Source organism: Clostridium sp. LY3-2 (assembly GCF_024705715.1).
In the GTDB taxonomy this organism is placed as follows: domain Bacteria; phylum Bacillota; class Clostridia; order Clostridiales; family Clostridiaceae; genus Clostridium.
In genome coordinates this window covers 25,717-45,215 of sequence record NZ_JAMDLQ010000009.1, presented here as the reverse complement: position 1 = coordinate 45,215, position 19,499 = coordinate 25,717, and the positions used below count along the sequence as shown (strand labels likewise).

At 30.1% G+C, this 19,499-nt stretch carries 24 protein-coding genes; all 24 read left to right on the top strand.

Features of this window, described 5'->3' with window-relative positions:
- Positions 1–14: 14 nt before the first annotated feature.
- The 24 genes from M4I33_RS01775 (at position 15) to M4I33_RS01660 (ending at position 19,404) form a co-directional block, all read left to right on the top strand.
- Positions 15–1,880 carry a FapA family protein gene (locus M4I33_RS01775; protein WP_257915159.1) on the top strand — a complete coding sequence of 622 codons (1,866 nt, stop codon included), beginning with the start codon at positions 15–17 and terminating at the stop codon, positions 1,878–1,880.
- Between the two features lie 12 nt (positions 1,881–1,892).
- Positions 1,893–2,339, top strand: coding sequence for a chemotaxis protein CheW (locus M4I33_RS01770; RefSeq protein ID WP_257915158.1), 447 nt, complete (start codon positions 1,893–1,895; stop codon positions 2,337–2,339).
- A gap of 8 nt (positions 2,340–2,347) precedes the next feature.
- Positions 2,348–2,836, top strand: coding sequence for a chemotaxis protein CheD (locus M4I33_RS01765; RefSeq protein ID WP_257915222.1), 489 nt, complete (start codon positions 2,348–2,350; stop codon positions 2,834–2,836).
- Positions 2,836–3,894: a chemotaxis response regulator protein-glutamate methylesterase gene (locus M4I33_RS01760; protein WP_257915157.1), complete on the top strand. Its 1,059-nt coding sequence runs from the start codon at positions 2,836–2,838 to the stop codon at positions 3,892–3,894. Before M4I33_RS01765 ends, M4I33_RS01760 begins: the two co-directional genes overlap by 1 nt.
- Positions 3,895–3,912: 18 nt before the next feature.
- Positions 3,913–4,680, top strand: a complete 768-nt coding sequence (locus M4I33_RS01755; protein WP_257915156.1) for a protein-glutamate O-methyltransferase CheR — start codon at positions 3,913–3,915, stop codon at positions 4,678–4,680.
- Between the two features lie 18 nt (positions 4,681–4,698).
- On the top strand, positions 4,699–6,726 hold the full coding sequence (locus M4I33_RS01750) for a chemotaxis protein CheA (RefSeq protein ID WP_257915155.1): 2,028 nt from the start codon (positions 4,699–4,701) through the stop codon (positions 6,724–6,726).
- 22 nt (positions 6,727–6,748) lie between these two features.
- Entirely contained in the window at positions 6,749–7,348 is a 600-nt protein-coding gene (locus M4I33_RS01745) for a chemotaxis protein CheC (protein WP_194192251.1), read from the top strand.
- Between the two features lie 28 nt (positions 7,349–7,376).
- A complete protein-coding gene (locus M4I33_RS01740; protein WP_194192250.1) occupies positions 7,377–7,736 on the top strand; it encodes a response regulator in 360 nt (119 codons plus the stop codon).
- Positions 7,737–7,764: 28 nt separating this feature from the next.
- Positions 7,765–8,160 carry a chemotaxis protein CheW gene (locus tag M4I33_RS01735; RefSeq protein WP_194192249.1) on the top strand — a complete coding sequence of 132 codons (396 nt, stop codon included), beginning with the start codon at positions 7,765–7,767 and terminating at the stop codon, positions 8,158–8,160.
- 20 nt (positions 8,161–8,180) lie between these two features.
- Positions 8,181–9,176: a flagellar motor switch protein FliM gene (fliM, locus tag M4I33_RS01730; protein ID WP_257915154.1), complete on the top strand. Its 996-nt coding sequence runs from the start codon at positions 8,181–8,183 to the stop codon at positions 9,174–9,176.
- A complete protein-coding gene (gene fliY, locus M4I33_RS01725) occupies positions 9,169–10,329 on the top strand; it encodes a flagellar motor switch phosphatase FliY (protein ID WP_257915153.1) in 1,161 nt (386 codons plus the stop codon). The genes fliM and fliY overlap by 8 nt, the downstream gene beginning before the upstream one ends.
- A 110-nt stretch (positions 10,330–10,439) precedes the next feature.
- Positions 10,440–10,712, top strand: coding sequence for a flagellar biosynthesis anti-sigma factor FlgM (gene flgM, locus M4I33_RS01720; RefSeq protein WP_257915152.1), 273 nt, complete (start codon positions 10,440–10,442; stop codon positions 10,710–10,712).
- A 3-nt stretch (positions 10,713–10,715) separates the two neighbouring features.
- On the top strand, positions 10,716–11,126 hold the full coding sequence (locus M4I33_RS01715) for a flagellar protein FlgN (protein ID WP_257915151.1): 411 nt from the start codon (positions 10,716–10,718) through the stop codon (positions 11,124–11,126).
- Between the two features lie 4 nt (positions 11,127–11,130).
- A complete protein-coding gene (flgK, locus tag M4I33_RS01710) occupies positions 11,131–12,954 on the top strand; it encodes a flagellar hook-associated protein FlgK (RefSeq protein ID WP_257915150.1) in 1,824 nt (607 codons plus the stop codon).
- Positions 12,955–12,968: 14 nt separating this feature from the next.
- Positions 12,969–13,964, top strand: a complete 996-nt coding sequence (gene flgL, locus M4I33_RS01705; protein ID WP_257915149.1) for a flagellar hook-associated protein FlgL — start codon at positions 12,969–12,971, stop codon at positions 13,962–13,964.
- 12 nt (positions 13,965–13,976) lie between these two features.
- A complete protein-coding gene (gene fliW / locus M4I33_RS01700; RefSeq protein WP_257915148.1) occupies positions 13,977–14,402 on the top strand; it encodes a flagellar assembly protein FliW in 426 nt (141 codons plus the stop codon).
- A 2-nt stretch (positions 14,403–14,404) separates the two neighbouring features.
- Positions 14,405–14,620 (top strand): carbon storage regulator CsrA, encoded by a 216-nt coding sequence (csrA, locus tag M4I33_RS01695; protein WP_257915147.1) that lies wholly within the window; start codon positions 14,405–14,407, stop codon positions 14,618–14,620.
- 9 nt (positions 14,621–14,629) lie between these two features.
- Positions 14,630–14,983, top strand: coding sequence for a flagellar protein FlaG (locus M4I33_RS01690; protein ID WP_257915146.1), 354 nt, complete (start codon positions 14,630–14,632; stop codon positions 14,981–14,983).
- Positions 14,984–14,986: 3 nt separating this feature from the next.
- A complete protein-coding gene (locus M4I33_RS01685; RefSeq protein WP_257915145.1) occupies positions 14,987–15,250 on the top strand; it encodes a hypothetical protein in 264 nt (87 codons plus the stop codon).
- A 5-nt stretch (positions 15,251–15,255) separates the two neighbouring features.
- Positions 15,256–15,639, top strand: a complete 384-nt coding sequence (fliS, locus tag M4I33_RS01680; RefSeq protein WP_257915144.1) for a flagellar export chaperone FliS — start codon at positions 15,256–15,258, stop codon at positions 15,637–15,639.
- Positions 15,640–15,651: 12 nt separating this feature from the next.
- Positions 15,652–17,088 carry a flagellar filament capping protein FliD gene (gene fliD / locus M4I33_RS01675; RefSeq protein ID WP_257915143.1) on the top strand — a complete coding sequence of 479 codons (1,437 nt, stop codon included), beginning with the start codon at positions 15,652–15,654 and terminating at the stop codon, positions 17,086–17,088.
- Entirely contained in the window at positions 17,088–17,417 is a 330-nt protein-coding gene (locus tag M4I33_RS01670; protein ID WP_257915142.1) for a hypothetical protein, read from the top strand. Before fliD ends, M4I33_RS01670 begins: the two co-directional genes overlap by 1 nt.
- A gap of 205 nt (positions 17,418–17,622) precedes the next feature.
- Positions 17,623–18,432 carry a flagellin gene (locus M4I33_RS01665; RefSeq protein WP_257915141.1) on the top strand — a complete coding sequence of 270 codons (810 nt, stop codon included), beginning with the start codon at positions 17,623–17,625 and terminating at the stop codon, positions 18,430–18,432.
- A gap of 156 nt (positions 18,433–18,588) precedes the next feature.
- Entirely contained in the window at positions 18,589–19,404 is an 816-nt protein-coding gene (locus tag M4I33_RS01660) for a flagellin (protein WP_257915140.1), read from the top strand.
- Positions 19,405–19,499 lie beyond the last annotated feature (95 nt).

Here is a 19,499-nt window from a genome sequence, read left to right as displayed (position 1 = left end):
TAAGGGGGATGGCTATGGTTGTTGAGGGGAAGACTATTGATGAATGTTTAAATATAGCATCAAAGGAATTTGGGTTAGACAAAAAGGAAATAGAATATAAAATGCTTAAGATGGATAAGCGTGATGATGGGATTGTGTTTAAGGTTGATATATTAAATGAGGTAAACATTTATGATATTGAGTTAGACGATTTTGACTGTGAAGAAATAGAAGTTATTTCAGATGAAAATGTAATGGTTATTGTAAACGGTCAAAAGATGAAAGATAAAGTTGTAGTATCTAAAATGGATTCTGTAAAGGCGAGGGTTTTAGAAGATGATAATAGCCTTACAATCAATTTAAAGGTATCGAAGGATAATTTAGAAGGGACTCTGGAAGTGAATGGGGGAAATAATAGATTTTCTACGCTTAAAAAAGATAAATTAAAAGATAAGCTTATTTTAAAGAGGGACTTTGGTGATTATAAAGAAATAGATTTTGATAAAAAGAAAGAAGATATTTTAAATTTTATAAAGTCTAAAAATATAATTTTTGGATTAGATTTTGAAGCTATAAACTCAATTATCTTATCTAAAGAAGAGTCTGTAACAAAAGTTATAGCTAAAGGCATCGAAAAAGTAGATGACGAAGAAGATGTTATAGAACTTTTATATAAAACTAAAGAAGATAAAAATAATATAAATTATAAAGTAGATTTTAGAAATTTAAATAAAATAGATAACGTAAAGGCAGATTCAGATTTAGCTATAATACATATCGGAAAAATTGGATCTTCTGGAAAAGATATTTTTGGAAAAGATATCAAAAAGAGAGATAAAAAAGGACTACCTATAAAATTAGGTGAAGGTGTAATAAGAGAAGGCGATATTTTAAGATCTTTAAAAAATGGTAGAGTCGACTTATCAAATGGAACTATAAAGATTATAGATAGTATGGATATTTCTAAAGATATTGATATAGAAAGTGGAAATGTTAATTTCATAGGAGATATAAATATTAATGGTAATGTTAGCATGGGGATGACTGTTTCAGGAGGTAATTTAATAAATATTAATAAAAATGTTGAATCAGCTATTATTAAATCGGGCGGAGATACGATAATAAAAGGTAGTGTATTAAATTCTAAGGTTATTGCGGGAGTAGAAAACGAAGATTTCTTAAAATATGTTGAAAGTCTTAAAGAATTAAATAGTGATATAGAAAAAATTATTATTGTTTCTAAGCAACTTAAAAATTCTAAAAAAGGATCTTTTGAAGCGGGAAAAGCGATAAAGCTTATCATAGATCAAAAGTTTAAAGGACTTCAAAAAAAGATTTTTAGAGTCTTAGCATATAAAGTTGCATATAAAAGTTTATTCCCAAATGACGACGGCTTAATTGAATTACTAAGAAATAAATTAGCAGGTCTAGGTCCATTAAATATAAAGGAACTAAATGAAGTAGATAATATTTACGATATTATAAATAGAGAAATAAAAGAAGTAAATAAGACTATGCAAAGATCATCTAATATATTTATGTCTTACTGTCAAGATAGCACCTTAACTGCAAGTGGAGATATTGTTTTTAATGGAAAAGGGCAATATGTATCTGAAATTAGCGCAGGAGGAGACATAATATTTGATGGAGATAATTGTGTCTGCAGAGGCGGAACGATTTATGCAAATGGAAACATAAGAGCAAAAGTTGTAGGAAGTCCAGCTGGAGTAACTACAGTTCTTAGTGTTTCTGATAAAGGGAAGATTGATGTAGATGAATTTTATCATAATACAACTATAAAGGTTGGAAACAGAAAAAGTGTTTTAGACACTAAGGGTAAAGATTTACATGCATATCTAGATAAAGATGGAGAGTTAATTATTGAAAAATTGAATTTTTAGGAGGATGTAATCTTGGAAGGTAATAATTTAAAAATCTTAATATTTAGTCTTAATAATGAATATTTTGCAACTGATATAGGACAAGTTGAAAGAATTATAGGGTATGAAAAACCTACTGTACTACCTGATTCACCAAACTATATTGATGGTGTTATAAAGCATGAGGGTAAAATATTACCAATACTTAATTTAAATAAGCGTTTTAGCTATATTGATGAAGAGAATGAAGGAAGAAAAATAATTATAGTAAAAAGAGATAATAGACAGTTTGGAATAGTAGTAGATAATGTATATGAAGTTAAAACTGTAGATTTAAATTTACTAGAGGGAGTACCTCCTATAACAAATGGGTTAAGAGAAGAGTATATAAGTGGACTTGTAAAATTAGAAGACAGAATAGTCATTTTATTAAACCTAGACAGGGTACTTTCAGAGGATGATGAGACAAAAATATTTTAGGAGGCATTATAGTGATTGAAGATGTAAAGGTAGGGATTGCTGACTTAAATGTTGTACGAGCGCCTGGAAAGATAATGACTATAGGCCTAGGTTCCTGTGTCGGAATAGCTATATATGATAGGCGAAATAAAATAGCAGGTTTAGCGCACATTATGTTAGCTGATAGTTCTCAATTTAAGAAGATTACTAATACAGCAAAATACGCGGATTTAGCAATTCCAGAACTTGTGAAAAAGATGATTAATACAGGATCATTAAAACGGGATATGACAGCTAAAATAGCTGGAGGAGCTTCTATGTTTAACTTTAGTGATACTAGTATGATTAGTGATATTGGGAAACGTAATGGAGAAGCAGTTAAGAAAGCTTTAGAAAAAGAAGGAATTAGATTGATTTCTGAAGATATAGGTGGAAGTAAAGGGAGAACTATGATTTTTGATGCTGAGAATGGAGAGGTTACATTAAAAATTGTAGGACAGGGAGTGAAGATAATATAATGGGAAGTGGGATTAAAATAAAAGTTGCAGTAGTTGATGACTCTGCATTTATGAGAAAGCTAATATCTGAGATTATTGAATCAGATGAAAGTTTTGAAGTTGTAGCAAAGCTTAGAAATGGAAATGAGCTTATAAAAAGAATAGATGAATTAAACCCAGATGTAGTAACTTTAGATTTAGAAATGCCTGAATTAGATGGTATCGATACTCTAAAGGAACTTAAAAGAAAAAATATTGATGTTCCTGTAATGATGATAAGTAGTAATACTGAAGAAGGTTCAAGTAAGACTATGGAATGCCTTTATAATGGAGCTGTCGATTTTGTAACAAAACCATCAGGTGCAATTTCATTAGATATAAAAAAAGTTTCAGACCAATTAATTGAAAAGTTAAAAGTAGTTGCAACTAAAAGTAGAAATGTATCAAGACCTAGTAAAAGTGTAAAAGTTATGGAAGATGATTTTGTTAATCTTAAAAGAGAAGTTAAGATTAATAAAAACAAGATAGATGTAATCTTAATAGGTGCATCTACTGGAGGACCAAGAGCTATACAAAAAGTTATAGAAGGACTTGATAATAGTATAAATAAACCAATATTAATAGTTCAACATATGCCGGTAGGATTTACAAAAGCTTTTGCAGATAGATTAAATAGAGTTTGTAGCCTTAAAGTTTTAGAAGCTGAAGAGGGTATGAAAATAGAAAATAATACAGTCTACATTGCAAGAGGCGGAGTACATATGCTAGTTGATAAAAATAAGAGAATAGCATTTTCAGAAGCGCCTACAATGTGGGGCGTAAGACCTGCTGTAGATAAATTATTCCAATCAGCAGTAGATGTTTATGGAAAAAATATACTAGCATGTCTTTTAACAGGGATGGGAAGAGATGGTGCAGATGGGATTAAAACAGTTAAAAATGCTGGTGGAGTTACAATTGCACAATCAGAAAATACATGTACTATATTTGGGATGCCAAGGGCAGCTATATTAACAGGAAAGGTCGATTATATATTAGATATTGATAAAATATCTGGCGGTATAAAAGACTTAATTTAACTTTAAATGGAGGGCAATATGAATTTTGATGATTTTCATAAATGGGTCTATAGAGAACTTGGTATTAACCTTGCATCATATAAACCAACTCAATTAAATAGAAGAATTGATAGCTTAATGTCAAGAATAGGGGTAAAGTCTTTAGAGGAATATACGAAACTAATAAAGACTAACTATGAAGAAAGACAAAGATTTTTAGACTTTATAACTATAAATGTTACAGAGTTTTTTAGAAATCCAGAATTATTTAATGAATTAGAAGGATTATTAAAAGAAAAAGTAAATAAAGAAAAGAGACCTTTAAAAATATGGAGTGCTGCTTGTTCTATAGGGTGCGAGCCATATACTTTAGCTATGATTTTAAAGGAGATAAATCCTAGTTACAAACATAAAATTTTAGCAACAGATATAGATAGCACTATTTTAGCTAAAGCAAAAGCGGGAGTTTATACTAATGTTGAAATGAAAAATGTTAAAAAAAATATTATGGATAAATATTTTACTAAGCAAGAAGCAAAATATTTAATAAGTCCTGAGATAAAATCTCTTGTAACATTTAAAAAGCATGATTTAATACTAGACAGATATGAAAGTGATTTTGATTTAATAGTTTGTAGAAATGTAGTAATATATTTTAAAAATGAAGTTAAAGCTGAAATATTTAAAAATTTCTCAAAAGCACTAAGACCTGGAGGGTTACTATTTGTCGGAGCTACAGAAAGTATTTATAACTATAAAGAATATGATTTTTCTAAAGCTTCAACATTCATATATAGAAAAGTTTAATAGATGGGAGGAAGTAAAATGGATACATCACAATATATGACTATGTTTTTAGAAGAGTCTATGGACAACCTTCAAACTTTAAATGAGTCATTATTAGACCTAGAAAAAGATCCAGATGATGTAGATAAACTTAATCAGATTTTCAGAGTTGCACACACTATAAAAGGTATGGCAGCAACAATGGGATTTAACGATATAGCAGAACTAACACATAAAATGGAAGACGTTTTATCTGAATTTAGAGAAGGTAAAGTAAAGGTAACACAAAAAGTTGTAACAATACTATTTGATTGCTTAGATACTTTAGAGAGAATGGTTAATTCTATTGAAGAAGGAACTGATGAACAAATTGATGTAAAGCCAATAATAGATGCTTTGCATAGCATAAATGGTTCAGAAGAAGTAGTAGAAGAAACTTCAAAAGAAGATTCTAAAGAATTAGTTAAAGAGTCAAATGAAGATTTAATTGAATTAAATGAATATGATATATCAGTTATAAAAGAAGCTAAAGAAAAAGGCTTTAATGCAGTTGATATAAAAATAACTTTAAGTCAAAATACTTTATTAAAATCTGCTAGAGCATTTTTAATCGTTAAAGATTTAGAGGAAAAGGGTGAAATAATTAAATCTAACCCATCTACAGAAGAGATAGAAAACGAAGAATTCGATTTTACACTTCAATTTTTAATATTAACTACAAATGGTGAAAACGAGATTAATGACTTAGTAAAAGGCATATCAGAAGTTGAATCTGTTGTAGTTAATTTAAGAGGGATAACTGAAGAACTAGAATCTTTAGATGAAAAAGAGGAAGTTAAGAAAGAAAAAGAAGAGGCTAAAATAGAGCCAAAAGAAATAGAAAAAAAGGAGCAGGTGGTATCTAAAACTCCGCAAAAGAAAAAAGAAAAGCCTAAAAAAGCTCACCAATCAGTTAGGGTTGATTTAGAAAGAATTGATAACCTAATGAATATGGTATCAGAGCTTGTAATTTATAGAACTAGACTTGAACAAATAGTTATTGATAATAAATCTACTGAACTAAACGAAACATTAGAACAAGTGGGTAGAACTACATCAGATCTTCAAGATTTAGTTATGAAAATAAGAATGCTTCCTTTAGATGTAGTATTTAATAGATTCCCAAGAATGATAAGAGATGTATCTGTTGAACTTGGCAAAGAAATAAACTTTGTAGTTGAAGGTGCTGATACAGAACTTGATAGAACTGTAATAGATGAAATTGGAGAACCTTTAATACATTTACTTAGAAATGCAGCTGACCATGGTATAGAGTCAACAGAAGATAGGATTAAAGCAGGTAAGAATCCTGTAGGTACAATTAAACTTACAGCTTACCAAGAAGGAACTAAAGCTTTAATTAAAGTTGTAGACGATGGTGCAGGGATAAATGTTGAAAGAGTTAGGGCAAAAGCTGAGAAAAATGGTATAAACACTGAAGGAATGTCAGAAAGTGATATCAAAAATCTTATATTTGCTCAAGGCTTTAGTACAAATGAAGTAGTTACAGATATTTCAGGAAGAGGAGTTGGAATGGATGTTGTTAAAACAAAAATTGCATCTCTTGGAGGAAGTGTTGAACTAGTTTCAGAAGAAGGAAAAGGTTCAGTATTTACTATAAGACTTCCATTAACGCTTCAAATTATTCAAGCTCTTCTTGTAAAGATAGGCGAAGAGACATTTGCAATTTCACTTGGCTTTATAGATAGAGTTATAAGTTATAATGAGGAATCAATTAAAAAGACAAATGGGAAAGAAGTTATAGTTTATAGAGATAACGTAATTCCACTTGTTAGATTAAATAATAGATTAAATATAGAAAGTGCCCCAAACGATAAAAAGTTTGTTATAATAGTTAACGTAGGCGACAAGACGTTTGGTTTACTAGTTGATTCACTAGTTGGACAACAAGAAATAGTAATTAAGCCTTTAGGAAAAACGCTTAAAAATATGAGGGAATATATTGGAGCTACAATTCTTGGAAATGGATTAGTTACATTAATACTTGATGTAGGTGCTCTATATTAGTACCGCCTAGGAGGGGGAACACATGGAAGCAATGAATTATACTCCACTGCAAATGGATGCTTTAAGAGAAGTTTCAAACATAGGAGCTGGTAATGCAGCAACTTCAATATCTATGATGTTAAATAAAAAAATAGATATGACAGTTCCAGCAGTAAATATCTTAGCTTTTGAAGAACTTTATGAAGTAACTAGTGATGAAGCGGTATTTGGAGTAATAGTTAGAGTAATTGGAGATATCCCAGGCAATGTCTTAATCGTTATAGATAGAGAAGTTGCTTTTGATATGATAAAAGCTATGACTGGCATTGAAACTGAGGAGATAAATGAACTTGGAGCTTCAGTTTTATGTGAGTATGGTAACATAATTTCAGCTGGTTATTTAAATTCAATAGCTGAGTTTACAAGACTTAGCATTCAACCATCTGTACCTGCTATGGCATTTGATATGATAAGTGCCATACTTTGCACAAGCTTCGTTGAAGCTGGGCAACACGATGAATATATCTTAGATATAGAAACAATTTTTAAAGGTGAAGACAATAAAGATTTAGGTGTTCACTTTTACTATATACCAGCACCGGGTTCATTAGACAGAATATTAAAGTCAATAGGTGTAAATTAATATTTAAAATTTTGGAGGTATTTATATTATGGCAAAAGTATTAGTTGTTGATGACGCAGCATTTATGAGAATGATGATAAAGGACATATTAGAAAAGAACGACTTCGAGGTTGTTGGTGAAGCGAGCAATGGTTTAATTGCAGTAGATTTATATAAAAAAGAAAACCCAGATATAGTTACAATGGATATAACTATGCCAGACATGGATGGAATAGAAGCAGTTAAAAAGATAAAGGAATTTGATCCTAATGCAAAAATAATCATGTGTTCAGCTATGGGACAACAATCAATGGTTATGGATGCAATAAGAGCGGGAGCTAAAGACTTTATAGTAAAGCCTTTCCAAGCTGATAGAGTTATAGAAGCTGTTAAAAAAGTATTAGGTTAATATAATAAAAGCTTAGGAGGTGCAAACTATGCAAATAGTAGTATTTAAATTAGGAGATGAGCATTTCGCTGTAGAAACAGAAAAGGTTCAAGGTATAAATGACATCATGGGAATAACAAAGGTTCCAAATGCACCAAGCCACATTAAAGGATTAATTAACTTAAGAGGAAGTATAAAATCTTTAGTTGATATAAACTTACTATTAAATATTCACTCAAGTGATGAACAAGAAAATGTAATAATTATATCAGTTGATGGAGAAGAAGTTGGTATATCTGTAGATAGAGTAGAAGAAGTACTTTATATAGATGAAAAAGAGGTCCAACCGGTTGGTGATGAAAAGCAAGAAAGCTACATTAAAGGAATCATAAAGCATGAAGATAATCTATTAACTATAATAGATATTGAAAAGCTATTAAATTAATAAGGAAATGAGGGGACAATATGTCAGATGTTTTATCGCAAAATGAGATAGATGCCCTATTATCTGCATTATCATCTGGTGAAATAGAACCAGAGCAAGTGGCAGAAGAAGAGGAAAAGCAAAAGGTAAAAGCCTATGACTTTAGAAGTCCTCAAAAATTCTCTAAAGAGCATATTAGAACACTTGAACTTGTTCATGACAACTTTGCAAGGGTTGTATCTAATTATTTAACTGCTCAACTTAGAAAGAATGTTAAAATGAGGATTGAAACTGTTGAGCAGGTTACATACGATGAATTTATACATTCAATTCAAAACCCTACAATGATGACAGTTTTTAAATTGCCACCGCTTAGTGGAACTATTTTATTTGAATGTAATCCACAGTTTTCTTTTGCAATAATTGATATGCTTCTTGGCGGTAGCGGAGATCGTGTTAAAGTAAATAAGGAATTTACTGATATTGATAAAAACATAATGTTAAATATGACAACTGGAATGCTTTCAAATCTTAAGCTTGCTTGGGAAGATATTTTAAAAGTTGAACCTGAAATAGAAGCTCTTGAAACAAATCCAGCAGTTAACCAAACACTAGCGCCAAACGAGCCAGTTGCATTAATAACATTTTCAGTAGAGATAGGTAAGCTTGCAACATTTATAAATATGTGTATCCCTTATCTATCAATTGAAAAAATATTAGATAAATTAGTAGTTCAATACTGGTTTAACAGTGATGATGATGGTAGAGATGAAGAGGTAGAAGCTAAGTTAAGAAGAGAAGTTGAAAAAGTAGATGTAGATGTAGAAGTTGAACTTGGTGAAGCTACATTAACTATCAACGACTTCTTAAAATTAGGAAATGGTGATGTAATAAGGTTAGATGACAAATCTTCAAGCCCTATAACGGTTTATGTAGAAGGAGAGAGCTGTTTCTACGCGAAGCCTGGAACAATTGGCAAAAACAAGGGTGTCTCTATCCTAGATATAATAGATAAGGATGTGGACAATTATGAGTAATGGATTTCTGTCTCAAGAAGAAATAGATTCACTATTAAATGGTGGAGACGATAGAAGTGCAGAAGCTTCAAGTGCTAATTCAAATGATGATGGCTTAACTGAAGTAGAAAAAGATTTACTAGGTGAAATAGGTAATATTTCAATGGGATCTGCATCTACTGCACTTTATCAAATAATAAATCAAAAAGTTAATATAACTACTCCTGTTGTATCTATAACTAACTTAAAAGATATAAAAGAATCGTTTGAAACTCCAAATGTAGTTCTAGATGTTGAGTATGTTAGTGGTATAGTAGGAAGAAACCTATTAGTGATTAAAACTGATGACGCAGCTGTTATTGCAAACTTAATGATGGGTGGAGATGGAAAAATTACATCTCACGAATTATCAGAAATAGAACTTAGTGCTGTAAGTGAAGCTATGAACCAAATGATAGGTTCATCAGCCACTTCAATGGCAACAATGTTTGCAAGAGAAGTTAATATAAGTCCACCTATATCTAAGATATGGAGTAATAAAGATGAAATATTAACAGATAAAATAGCAGAAGATGAAACTATAGTTCAAGTTTCATTTAGAATGACTATTGGGGATTTAGTAGATAGTAATATAATGCAAGTTCTTCCTCTTCCAACTGCTAAAAAGATCGCATCTATTATGATGGGAACAGAGGAAAAAGAAGAAGAACAAAAGGTTTCAGAAACTAAAGAGGTTAAAGAAGAGCCGAAAGTTCAAACTGTAAAAGAAGAAGTTAAAGCTAAAGAAATAGCAAATAACGTAGAACAAGTTGAATATAGTTATGAGGAGCCGGTTATGCAAAGAAGAGTTGAACCTGTAGAGGTAAGCACAGCTAATTTCGAACCTTTAGCGCCTTCTAATAATGTTTCAGGAAACAGAAATATGGATTTAATTATGGATGTTCCTTTAAATGTATCTGTTGTTTTAGGTAGAACTAAAAAGAGTATAAGAGATATATTATCACTTGGAACAGGTTCATTAATTGAATTAGAAACTTTAGCAGAAGAACCAGTTGAAGTTTTAGTAAATGGCAAAAAGATAGCATACGGTGAAGTTGTAGTTGTTGATGAAAACTTTGGGGTTAGAATAACAAGTATAATTTCAGGTGCAGATAGAATAAAATCATTAAAATAATTTATAATAAAGAGTAGGGAATTTCCCTACTTCTTTTATATTTAAGGCTAAATATTTAATTTAAGAGTACGATAATATAAGTAATCAATGATAACACGGAGGGGTTAAAGATGAAAATTGGTGGAATGAAAGTACAAAACCTTTATAATAATTACAACAATAAGGTTAAAGACGATCAAAACGTAAGTAAAAACAAAATCAAGGACAGAATAGAAATATCAAATGAGGCTAAAAAACTTAGCAGTTTCGAAAATTCAAAGAGCGTGGACAACTCTAAGAGAATCGAAGAATTAAAAACTATGATTAAAAATGGAACTTACAAAGTTGATGCTAAACTTACTGCAGAAAGTATGATGAAATCTATTAAAGAAAATAGGAGATAATTTATGATTAGTGAATTAATTGAAATCCTAAAAAGAGAAGATGAAGCTTTAAATAAGCTTTTAGGGTTATTAGATAAGCAATTTACACTTATTATGGAAAAGGACACATTTAAGTTAGATGCTATAGTAACTGAAATTCAATTATGCAATAAAGAAGTGGCTGAAGCTGAAGTTGAAAGAAGAAAATTAACTGGAAAAGCTACTATGAGTAATATCATAGAAAATGCTTCTTCAGATGAATTAGATAATAGTTTTAGAAAGATTAAAAAAACTATAGAAGCAATCAAGCTTCAAAAAGACACTAATGAAATGCTAATAAAACAGGAGCTTGGATTCACAACAAGGATGTTAAGTATGCTGACTCCTAAAAAAGAGGCAAAGACGTATAGTTCATATGGTACGATTAGGAGGTAGTTAAATGACAGGATTATTTGGAAGTTTTAATATTGCAAAAAGAGGAATAGGCGTTGCTCAAAGTACAATAGATGTAACTTCTCATAATATTACAAATGCAAATACACCAGGATATTCAAGGCAGAGAGCCAAAATAGAGACAACTAGGCCTTATGGTGGCAATGGAAGGTTTGATACTGTAGTTCCAGGACAAGTTGGGACAGGGGCGCAAGTTCAAGCTATAGAAAGAATTAGAGATAATTTCTTAGATTACCAAGTTAGAGGAGAAACAAGCTCCCTTGGTAAGTATGATGTTAGAAGTAAGTACTTAAGTGAAATAGAAAGTATTTATAATGAACCATCAGATACAGGTATATCAACTTTAATTGGAAAGTTTTTCGATGCTTTTCAAGAGTTATCAAAGCAACCTCAAAGTTCAAATGCTAGAACAGTAGTAGCACAGCAAACATTAGCTTTAACTGATGCATTAAATCATACATACTCTAAACTTGAGGATTTACAAAAGAATGTAAAATTAAACTTAAAGAATAATGTAACTGAAGTTAATAGTTATTTAGATCAAATAAATCAATTAAACAAAGAAATAATTCAAGTAAGTTCATCTGGAATGACTCCAAATGATTTAATGGATAAAAGAGATTCGTTATTAGATGAATTAAGTTATAAGTTTAATATAAAAATAAATAAATCAGATTTTAATGGTATAGATGTAGCACCAACTGATGCTAATGGAATGAAATATCCAAACCTTGTAAACTCAGCTCCAGATGGAGAAGTTTCAAGATTATCATTTATATCTGAAATCAAACAAGATCCTAAAAACCCTGGAGTTCACGTTATTACTTATTATAAAAAGGGTGATACTAGTAGTTCAAGTAGCGTTCAAACCTTAAGAGTAAGTGGTTTATCAGACGAACAAGTTAAAGGACTTGAAGCTAGTAGAATACTTTGGGGAGATGGATCTGGACAAGCTGTTAAAGGTGATGGATACCCAATCGGAGATGGTGACTTAGTAGATGCAACTCAACTTATGGTATTTGCACCAACTCAAGGAGAAATTTCAGGAAATGTATCTGTTCAAAAAGATATAAATAGATATATGGATGAATTAAATAGTTTAGCAAAATCTATAGCATTTTCAGTAAATGCAGTTCATAGTGGATTAGATACTGCAAATGCAGGAACAGGTAATCCAAATAAAGATTATATGCCTTTCTTTGTAAATAAAGATGTTGCATCATATAATTCAAGTCATATATTAAATAACTTAGATGATACTTTAAATAATGAAAATGAAATTACAGCTAAAAATATTACAATCAATGAAGAAATATTAAATGATGTAATGAAAATAAAAACAAAAACTCATGATTCAAACTACGCTTACACTAGTCAAAACACAGATGATGGTGAAACAGATGGTGCTAGAGCATTAGCAATTGCATCTCTTAGAGATAGAATGATTAGAATACAAGATTTTGGAACTAAAATAAAATCTAGAGAAGATATGTTTAAACAATCTAACGGTGGTTCAACATTTGATAGATTAAATATAGGTGATGCTACAAGTGGTATGACAATGGATTCTTATTTTAAAGATTCTATAGATAGACTTGGAGTACAATCACAAGAAGCTCAAAGAATGGTTAAAAATCAAGAAGACCTTTTAGGAAATTTAGAACAAAGTAGAGATTCAGTTTCTGGTGTTTCTTTAGATGAAGAGATGGCAAACCTTATTCAATATCAACATGCATATAGTGCTAATGCAAAAGTTATATCAACTTTAGATCAGCTTTTAGATGTTGTTATTAATGGGCTTATAAGATAGGAGGAGTTTAAATTATGAGAATTACAAATAAGATGATGTCAAATAATTATTTAAGAGATATGGGGAAAAACTTAAATAATTTAAATAGATTAAATGGTCAATTAAGTAGTGGTAAAGAAATTAGAAAACCATCAGATGACCCATTTAGAGTTGCAAGGTCTATGCAACTACACACAGATGTAAATACAAACGTTCAATATAATGATAATATAAATGATACTATAAACTGGCTTGATGCAACAGACACAGCATTAAACCAATTAACTAATGTACTTCAAAGAACTAGAGAACTTATGGTGTCATCTGGTAATGCAGCTTATGGACCAGATGAAAAGAAGGCTATAAATGATGAGATAAATCAACAAGTAGAACAAGTAGCACAGATATTAAATACTAACTTTGATGGTAGATATATATTTGGTGGAACAAGAGGAACTGCAAAGCCAATAGGAACTACTGAAAATCCTCTAACTAATAATAGCGAACTTGTATACCTTGGAAGAGATGGAAGTCCTCTAATAACTGATGGAACTGACCAAAATGCAAATGCTGAATTAAACATGATAGATGGAAATTTAAATGTTGAGATTTCACAAGGTGTTGTAGTTAACTATAATGTTAATGCAATGCAAATATTAAACTTTAGAGGAAAAGATGGAAAAGACCAAAACTTTATGGATTTAATGAAGGATATAACAAATAACCTTCAATCAACAAATCCAGATGACGCATCTAAAGTTACTAAAGAAAATTTAACATCTATGGATGCAATGATTCAAAACTTAATGAAAGTTAGGGGAGAAGTTGGGGCAAAACAAAATAGAATGGAAGCTGCACTTCAAAAAAATGAATCAGAAAATTTAAATATGAAAGAAATACTTTCAAAAACAGAAGATATAGATTTTACACAAAAAACTATGGAATATTCAATGGCAGAAACAGTATATACAGCAGCACTTCAAACTAGTGCAAAAATATTACCGCAGACACTAATGGATTACATTAGATAGGAGGAAAGGTTTATGGAGTTAGTTTCAAAGATACATGGAACTATGGAATATACTTCAAAAGATGTTATAACATTTAAAAAAGGTATTCCAGGATTTCTAGAATATAAAAAATACGTTTTATTAGATTTAGAAGGAAATGAACCTTTTAAAATATTACACTCTCTAGAAAATGATGAGTTAGCATTTGTTGTTATATCACCATTTGAAGTTAAAAAGGAGTATGAAATTGAGTTAAAAGAAGATATTAAAGAATCTCTTAATTTAAAATCATATGAAGATGTATTGATACTTACTACTGTAACTTTAAATTCAAAGGTTCAAAACATAACTACAAACCTTTGTGCACCATTAATTATAAATATAAACGAAAATATTGGTGAGCAAATTATACTAGATAATAACAAGTATAAAATAAAGCAGCCTTTATTGGAGGTATAATCATGTTAGTGGTTTCAAGAAAGAAAGGTGAATCAATTCTTATTGGAGATGATATAGAAATATTAGTTTCAAAACTAGATGATGGTTCTGTAAAACTTGCTATAGATGCTCCAAAAAGCGTAAGTATATTAAGAAAAGAATTATATAAAGAAGTTAAAGATGAAAATGAAAATGCAACAAAAATAGATTTAGACTTATTAAAAAATCTTAAAAAATAGGGTGATTAAATGGATATAAATTTACTAGCTAACGGAATTAAAGGACTAGAAGTTTATGCAGATGATAAAAAAATAGAGCCTATTAAAGAAACAGATTTAAGTCACAAAAAAGAAGATCTAAAAAAAGATGATGAACTTAAGAAAAAGGAACTACAAAAATCAGTTTCTAAGCTAAATAAACTATTAAATAAAGAACATGCAAGAGCTGAATATAAAGTTCATGATAAATTTGGTGACATAATGGTTAAAATAGTTAACACAGATACTAAGGAGGTACTTTTAGAAGTACCTCCTAAGAAAATACTAGATTTAGTTGCAAAGCTTTGCGAATTAGCTGGTGTAGTATTTGATAAGAAGGCTTAGATTATGTTAAATAGGATAAACAAAATAGATGATGATGCTAGACGAAAAATCATAGAAAAAACTAAAGATGGAAAAGTTCACAAAGTAAAAAAGGCAGAACTTACAACAGAATTTACTAAAAATATAAAAATTCAAAATAATGCTATAAAAGTTAAAAGGCGCTATGTAACAGTAGATTGCGAAAAAAACAATGAAATGGACGTAGATGCTTTAATGGAAGTAAAAGATAAAGAAGTTTTAGGCTTTATCTTAGATAAGAGGAGGTAAATTATATGTACGGACAAAATGCATATAATACTTATAAAAATAACAGTGTAAATTATGCATCTAAAGAACAATTATTATTAATGCTAGTAGATGGAGCCGTTAAATTTTCAAAAATAGCTAGACAAGCTATATTAGATAATAATGTTCAAAAAGCTCATGAAAACTTAATGAAAACTCAAGATATATTTACAGAACTTATGGTAAGTCTTGATGTAAACGCAGGGGATTGGGCTAGAAATATGATGGCTATATATGCATTTATTAAAGAAGGGTTAATGGAAGCTAACTTTAAAAAAGATGTAAAAGAGTTAGATAAAGTTATTCCACTAATAGAAGATATAAGAAACACTTGGTACGAAGCTGAAAAAAAAGCAAGAAGTGTTAGATAGGAGAGTGTAATTATGAGAATACCAGGTTTAGCAACAGGTATGGATACAGATTCAATGGTAAAGGAAATGATGAAACCTTACCAAATGAAAGTTGATAGAGTAAAACAAGACAATTTAAGAATTAAATATCAACAAGACCTTTATAGAGATGTATTAAAGCAATCTCAAGATTTTTATAATAAATATTTTAGTATTAGCAGTAAAGATTCACTTATGAGTTCATCTAACTGGCAAACAGTAGGATTTACCTCAAGTAATGACAATGCAGTTACAGCAACTGGATCAGCAGGTTCTCAAGTTGAAAACTATAGTGTTAAAGTTAAAAGTGTTGCTACAAGTGCTACAGCAATACTAGAAGAAGGTCATTTATATGATGGACCTATAGAAATTCAAATGGATGGGAAAACTATAACAGTACCAGTAACAGATGCCAAAGGTAATAGGCCACAAAATGAAATTATTGATGATTTAAATAAGCAATTTAAAGATAACAAACTAGATTTAAAAGTTACAAAATCAGATTTCTATAAAGGGTTAGAATTTAAAACTAGTAAAACAGGTACATCTGCAAGTTTTAAAATAAATGGTACAGATGCAAAAGGAACTAATGCATCAGTTGAAATAACTAAAAATGGTGTTACAAAAGAGTTTAATGATTTAGAATCTAACACTTTAACTTTAGACGGTATTAAATTTGAGTTTCATGATGTTACAACAGAAGCAGTTAGGCTTACTGGTAAAAATGATGTTACTAAGACTAAGGATCTAATTGTCAATTTCGTAAATGATTATAATAAGCTTATAGAAAATATGAATAAGCAATTACTTACTAAGCATGATAAAAGTTATACACCACTTACTGACGAACAAAGAAAAGATATGTCAGAAGATCAACAAAAGCTTTGGGATAAAAAAGCTAAAGAAGGTCTTTTAAAAGGTGATATGAATCTTGATAGAATTAATGATAAATTAAAAGGTATAATGAGAACTAACTTTGGTGGAATGAACCTTGAAAAGATAGGTATAATTCCTGTTAATAACTATGGTGAACAAAACGGAATGTTTACTATAGATGAGTTTAAACTAGAAGAAGCTTTAGAAAAAAATCCAGGAGAAGTTAAAGATTTATTTTTAAGACAACCAGTAGATGATAAAGACCCATCAACTGGAGGAATCTTATCTAAGATGAAGGATACTTTATATAACGAAACTGTATCTGTTTCATCTCCATTAATGAAAAAGGCTGGAATGGAAGGTTCTGTAACTGCTTTTAATAACGAATTAACAACTACAATGGAGAAAAAACAAAAGATAATAGCAGAAATGGAAAGAGATCTAGCTACTAGAGAAAACAACTATTATCTTCAGTTCTCAAGACTTGAAACTCAAATGAATAAATTAAATAGTCAAAATGCTTACCTTATGGCACAACTTGGCGGTGGTAAGTAGTGGAACTTAGAGAACTTTTAGAAAAATATAATAACTGTACTCTTAAGGCTATGGAATTTATAAAAGAAGATAAAGATATTGAAGAGTTTGTAGTCATGCGTGAAAAGCTTTTAGAAAATTTTAAAGATTTAGAGTTCTCTAAAGAAGAAGGCTTAGGGATTGCAAATGAATTAAATATTTTTAAAAATGATGAAAAGTTAAACAAAATGATAATAGATAAAAAGATAGAAATAAAAAATGAAATAGAACTTATTAAAAAGAGAAGACTAGCTAGGCAAAATTATGGTAATTATGCAAGCAAGCCTGTTTATTTTAATAAGAAAATATAAGTGTAAGCTATCCTTTGGGGATAGCTTATTTTATTTATATTATAAAACTATTAGGAAATTTAGATATTATCAAATTTTTTCTTGTTTATAAATCAAATTAATAAAAATTAGAAAATGAGTAAAGTAAAAGAGAAAAAATACGATAATATAAAAGAAAATAAAGATGAACAAGGAAGTTCAGTTTAAAATCAGGGAGGAATTTATTATGATAATCAATCACAATATGAATGCTATGAACGCAAACAGACAAATGGGAGTAAACTCATTTAAACAAACTAAAGCTATGGAAAAATTAAGCTCAGGTTTAAGAATCAACAGAGCTGGAGATGACGCAGCTGGTCTTTCAATCTCAGAAAAAATGAGAGGACAAATCAGAGGGTTAGAACAAGGTTCAAGAAACTCACAAGATGGTATTTCTTTAATCCAAACTGCTGAAGGAGCTACAAACGAAACTCACTCAATCTTACAAAGAATGAGAGAACTTGCAGTTCAATCTTCAAACGGAACTAACATTTCAGAAGATAGATCTCAAATACAAAAAGAGTTCACTCAATTAAAAGATGAAATAACAAGAATTGGAGATCAAACTCAATTCAACAAACAAAATCTTTTAAAATCAGCTAAGAATGTAACTTTCCAAGTTGGTGCAAACTCAGGACAAACTATATCAATTAGTTTAAAAGATATGAGAACTAGTGCTTTAGGATTAAAAGATGCTTCAGTTTCAAGCCAAACAGGAGCTTCTACAGCTATAACTAACATAGATACAGCTATTCAAACTGTATCAGGATTCAGAGCAGACTTAGGATCAGTTCAAAACAGATTAGAATCTTCAATAAGATCAACTAACAACACAGCTGAAAACTTACAAGCTGCAGAATCAAGAATAAGAGACGTTGATATGGCTAAAGAAATGATGGAATTCTCAAAAGATAACATCTTAGCACAAGCAGCGCAAGCAATGCTAGCACAAGCTAACCAACAACCTCAAGCAGTATTACAATTATTAAGATAGTTTAATAATATTTAGGCACATCTTTAGATGTGCCTTTCTTTTATGAACAATATGTTAAATGTAAAAAAAACTATAAAGTAATTATAAAAAATATGCGATTATTAAATAGATATTTGAACAAGGAAGTTCAAATTTAAAATCAAGGAGGAATTTATTATGATAATTAATCACAATATGAATGCTATGAACGCAAACAGACAAATGGGAGTAAACTCATTTAAACAATCAAAAGCTATGGAAAAATTAAGCTCAGGTTTAAGAATTAACAGAGCTGGAGATGACGCAGCAGGACTATCAATCTCAGAAAAAATGAGAGGACAAATCAGAGGGTTAGAACAAGGTTCAAGAAACTCACAAGATGGTATTTCTTTAATCCAAACTGCTGAAGGAGCTACAAACGAAACTCACTCAATCTTACAAAGAATGAGAGAACTTGCAGTTCAATCTTCAAACGGAACTAACATTAAAGAAGATAGAGACCAAATAAATAAAGAGTTCACTCAATTACAATCAGAAATAACAAGAATTGGAGATCAAACTCAATTCAACAAACAAAGCCTTATTAAATCATCAAAAAGCGTTAGCTTCCAAGTTGGAGCAAACTCAGGACAAACTATAAAAATAAAATTACAAGACATGAGAGCTACTGCATTAAATATAGATGCAAGTAAAGCAAGTGTTGGAACTCAAACAGCAGCACAAAAAGCTATAACAAGCTTAGATACAGCTATCCAATCAGTATCAGGATTCAGAGCAGATTTAGGATCAGTTCAAAACAGATTAGAATCTTCAATAAGATCAACTAACAATACAGCTGAAAACTTACAAGCTGCAGAATCAAGAATAAGAGACGTTGATATGGCTAAAGAAATGATGGAATTCTCAAAAGATAACATCCTTTCACAAGCAGCTCAAGCAATGCTAGCACAAGCTAACCAACAACCTCAAGCAGTATTACAATTATTAAGATAATTCTTAGAGCATGTCTAATATTTAGACATGCTTTTTTGTATTTGCAATATTATGAATTAATTGTTAATAATGCTTAACTATCATAAAGAGAATAA

Coding starts and splice junctions, on each gene's coding strand:
- M4I33_RS01715 (WP_257915151.1), top strand. CDS start 10,716: ATGATTAGTGAATTAATTGAAATCCTAAAAAGAGAAGATGAAGCTTTA.
- M4I33_RS01660 (WP_257915140.1), top strand. CDS start 18,589: ATGATAATTAATCACAATATGAATGCTATGAACGCAAACAGACAAATG.
- fliW (WP_257915148.1), top strand. CDS start 13,977: ATGGAGTTAGTTTCAAAGATACATGGAACTATGGAATATACTTCAAAA.
- M4I33_RS01750 (WP_257915155.1), top strand. CDS start 4,699: ATGGATACATCACAATATATGACTATGTTTTTAGAAGAGTCTATGGAC.
- fliY (WP_257915153.1), top strand. CDS start 9,169: ATGAGTAATGGATTTCTGTCTCAAGAAGAAATAGATTCACTATTAAAT.
- fliD (WP_257915143.1), top strand. CDS start 15,652: ATGAGAATACCAGGTTTAGCAACAGGTATGGATACAGATTCAATGGTA.
- M4I33_RS01740 (WP_194192250.1), top strand. CDS start 7,377: ATGGCAAAAGTATTAGTTGTTGATGACGCAGCATTTATGAGAATGATG.
- flgM (WP_257915152.1), top strand. CDS start 10,440: ATGAAAATTGGTGGAATGAAAGTACAAAACCTTTATAATAATTACAAC.
- flgL (WP_257915149.1), top strand. CDS start 12,969: ATGAGAATTACAAATAAGATGATGTCAAATAATTATTTAAGAGATATG.
- M4I33_RS01760 (WP_257915157.1), top strand. CDS start 2,836: ATGGGAAGTGGGATTAAAATAAAAGTTGCAGTAGTTGATGACTCTGCA.
- M4I33_RS01690 (WP_257915146.1), top strand. CDS start 14,630: ATGGATATAAATTTACTAGCTAACGGAATTAAAGGACTAGAAGTTTAT.
- flgK (WP_257915150.1), top strand. CDS start 11,131: ATGACAGGATTATTTGGAAGTTTTAATATTGCAAAAAGAGGAATAGGC.
- fliM (WP_257915154.1), top strand. CDS start 8,181: ATGTCAGATGTTTTATCGCAAAATGAGATAGATGCCCTATTATCTGCA.
- M4I33_RS01745 (WP_194192251.1), top strand. CDS start 6,749: ATGGAAGCAATGAATTATACTCCACTGCAAATGGATGCTTTAAGAGAA.
- M4I33_RS01685 (WP_257915145.1), top strand. CDS start 14,987: ATGTTAAATAGGATAAACAAAATAGATGATGATGCTAGACGAAAAATC.
- M4I33_RS01755 (WP_257915156.1), top strand. CDS start 3,913: ATGAATTTTGATGATTTTCATAAATGGGTCTATAGAGAACTTGGTATT.
- csrA (WP_257915147.1), top strand. CDS start 14,405: ATGTTAGTGGTTTCAAGAAAGAAAGGTGAATCAATTCTTATTGGAGAT.
- M4I33_RS01665 (WP_257915141.1), top strand. CDS start 17,623: ATGATAATCAATCACAATATGAATGCTATGAACGCAAACAGACAAATG.
- M4I33_RS01735 (WP_194192249.1), top strand. CDS start 7,765: ATGCAAATAGTAGTATTTAAATTAGGAGATGAGCATTTCGCTGTAGAA.
- M4I33_RS01775 (WP_257915159.1), top strand. CDS start 15: ATGGTTGTTGAGGGGAAGACTATTGATGAATGTTTAAATATAGCATCA.
- fliS (WP_257915144.1), top strand. CDS start 15,256: ATGTACGGACAAAATGCATATAATACTTATAAAAATAACAGTGTAAAT.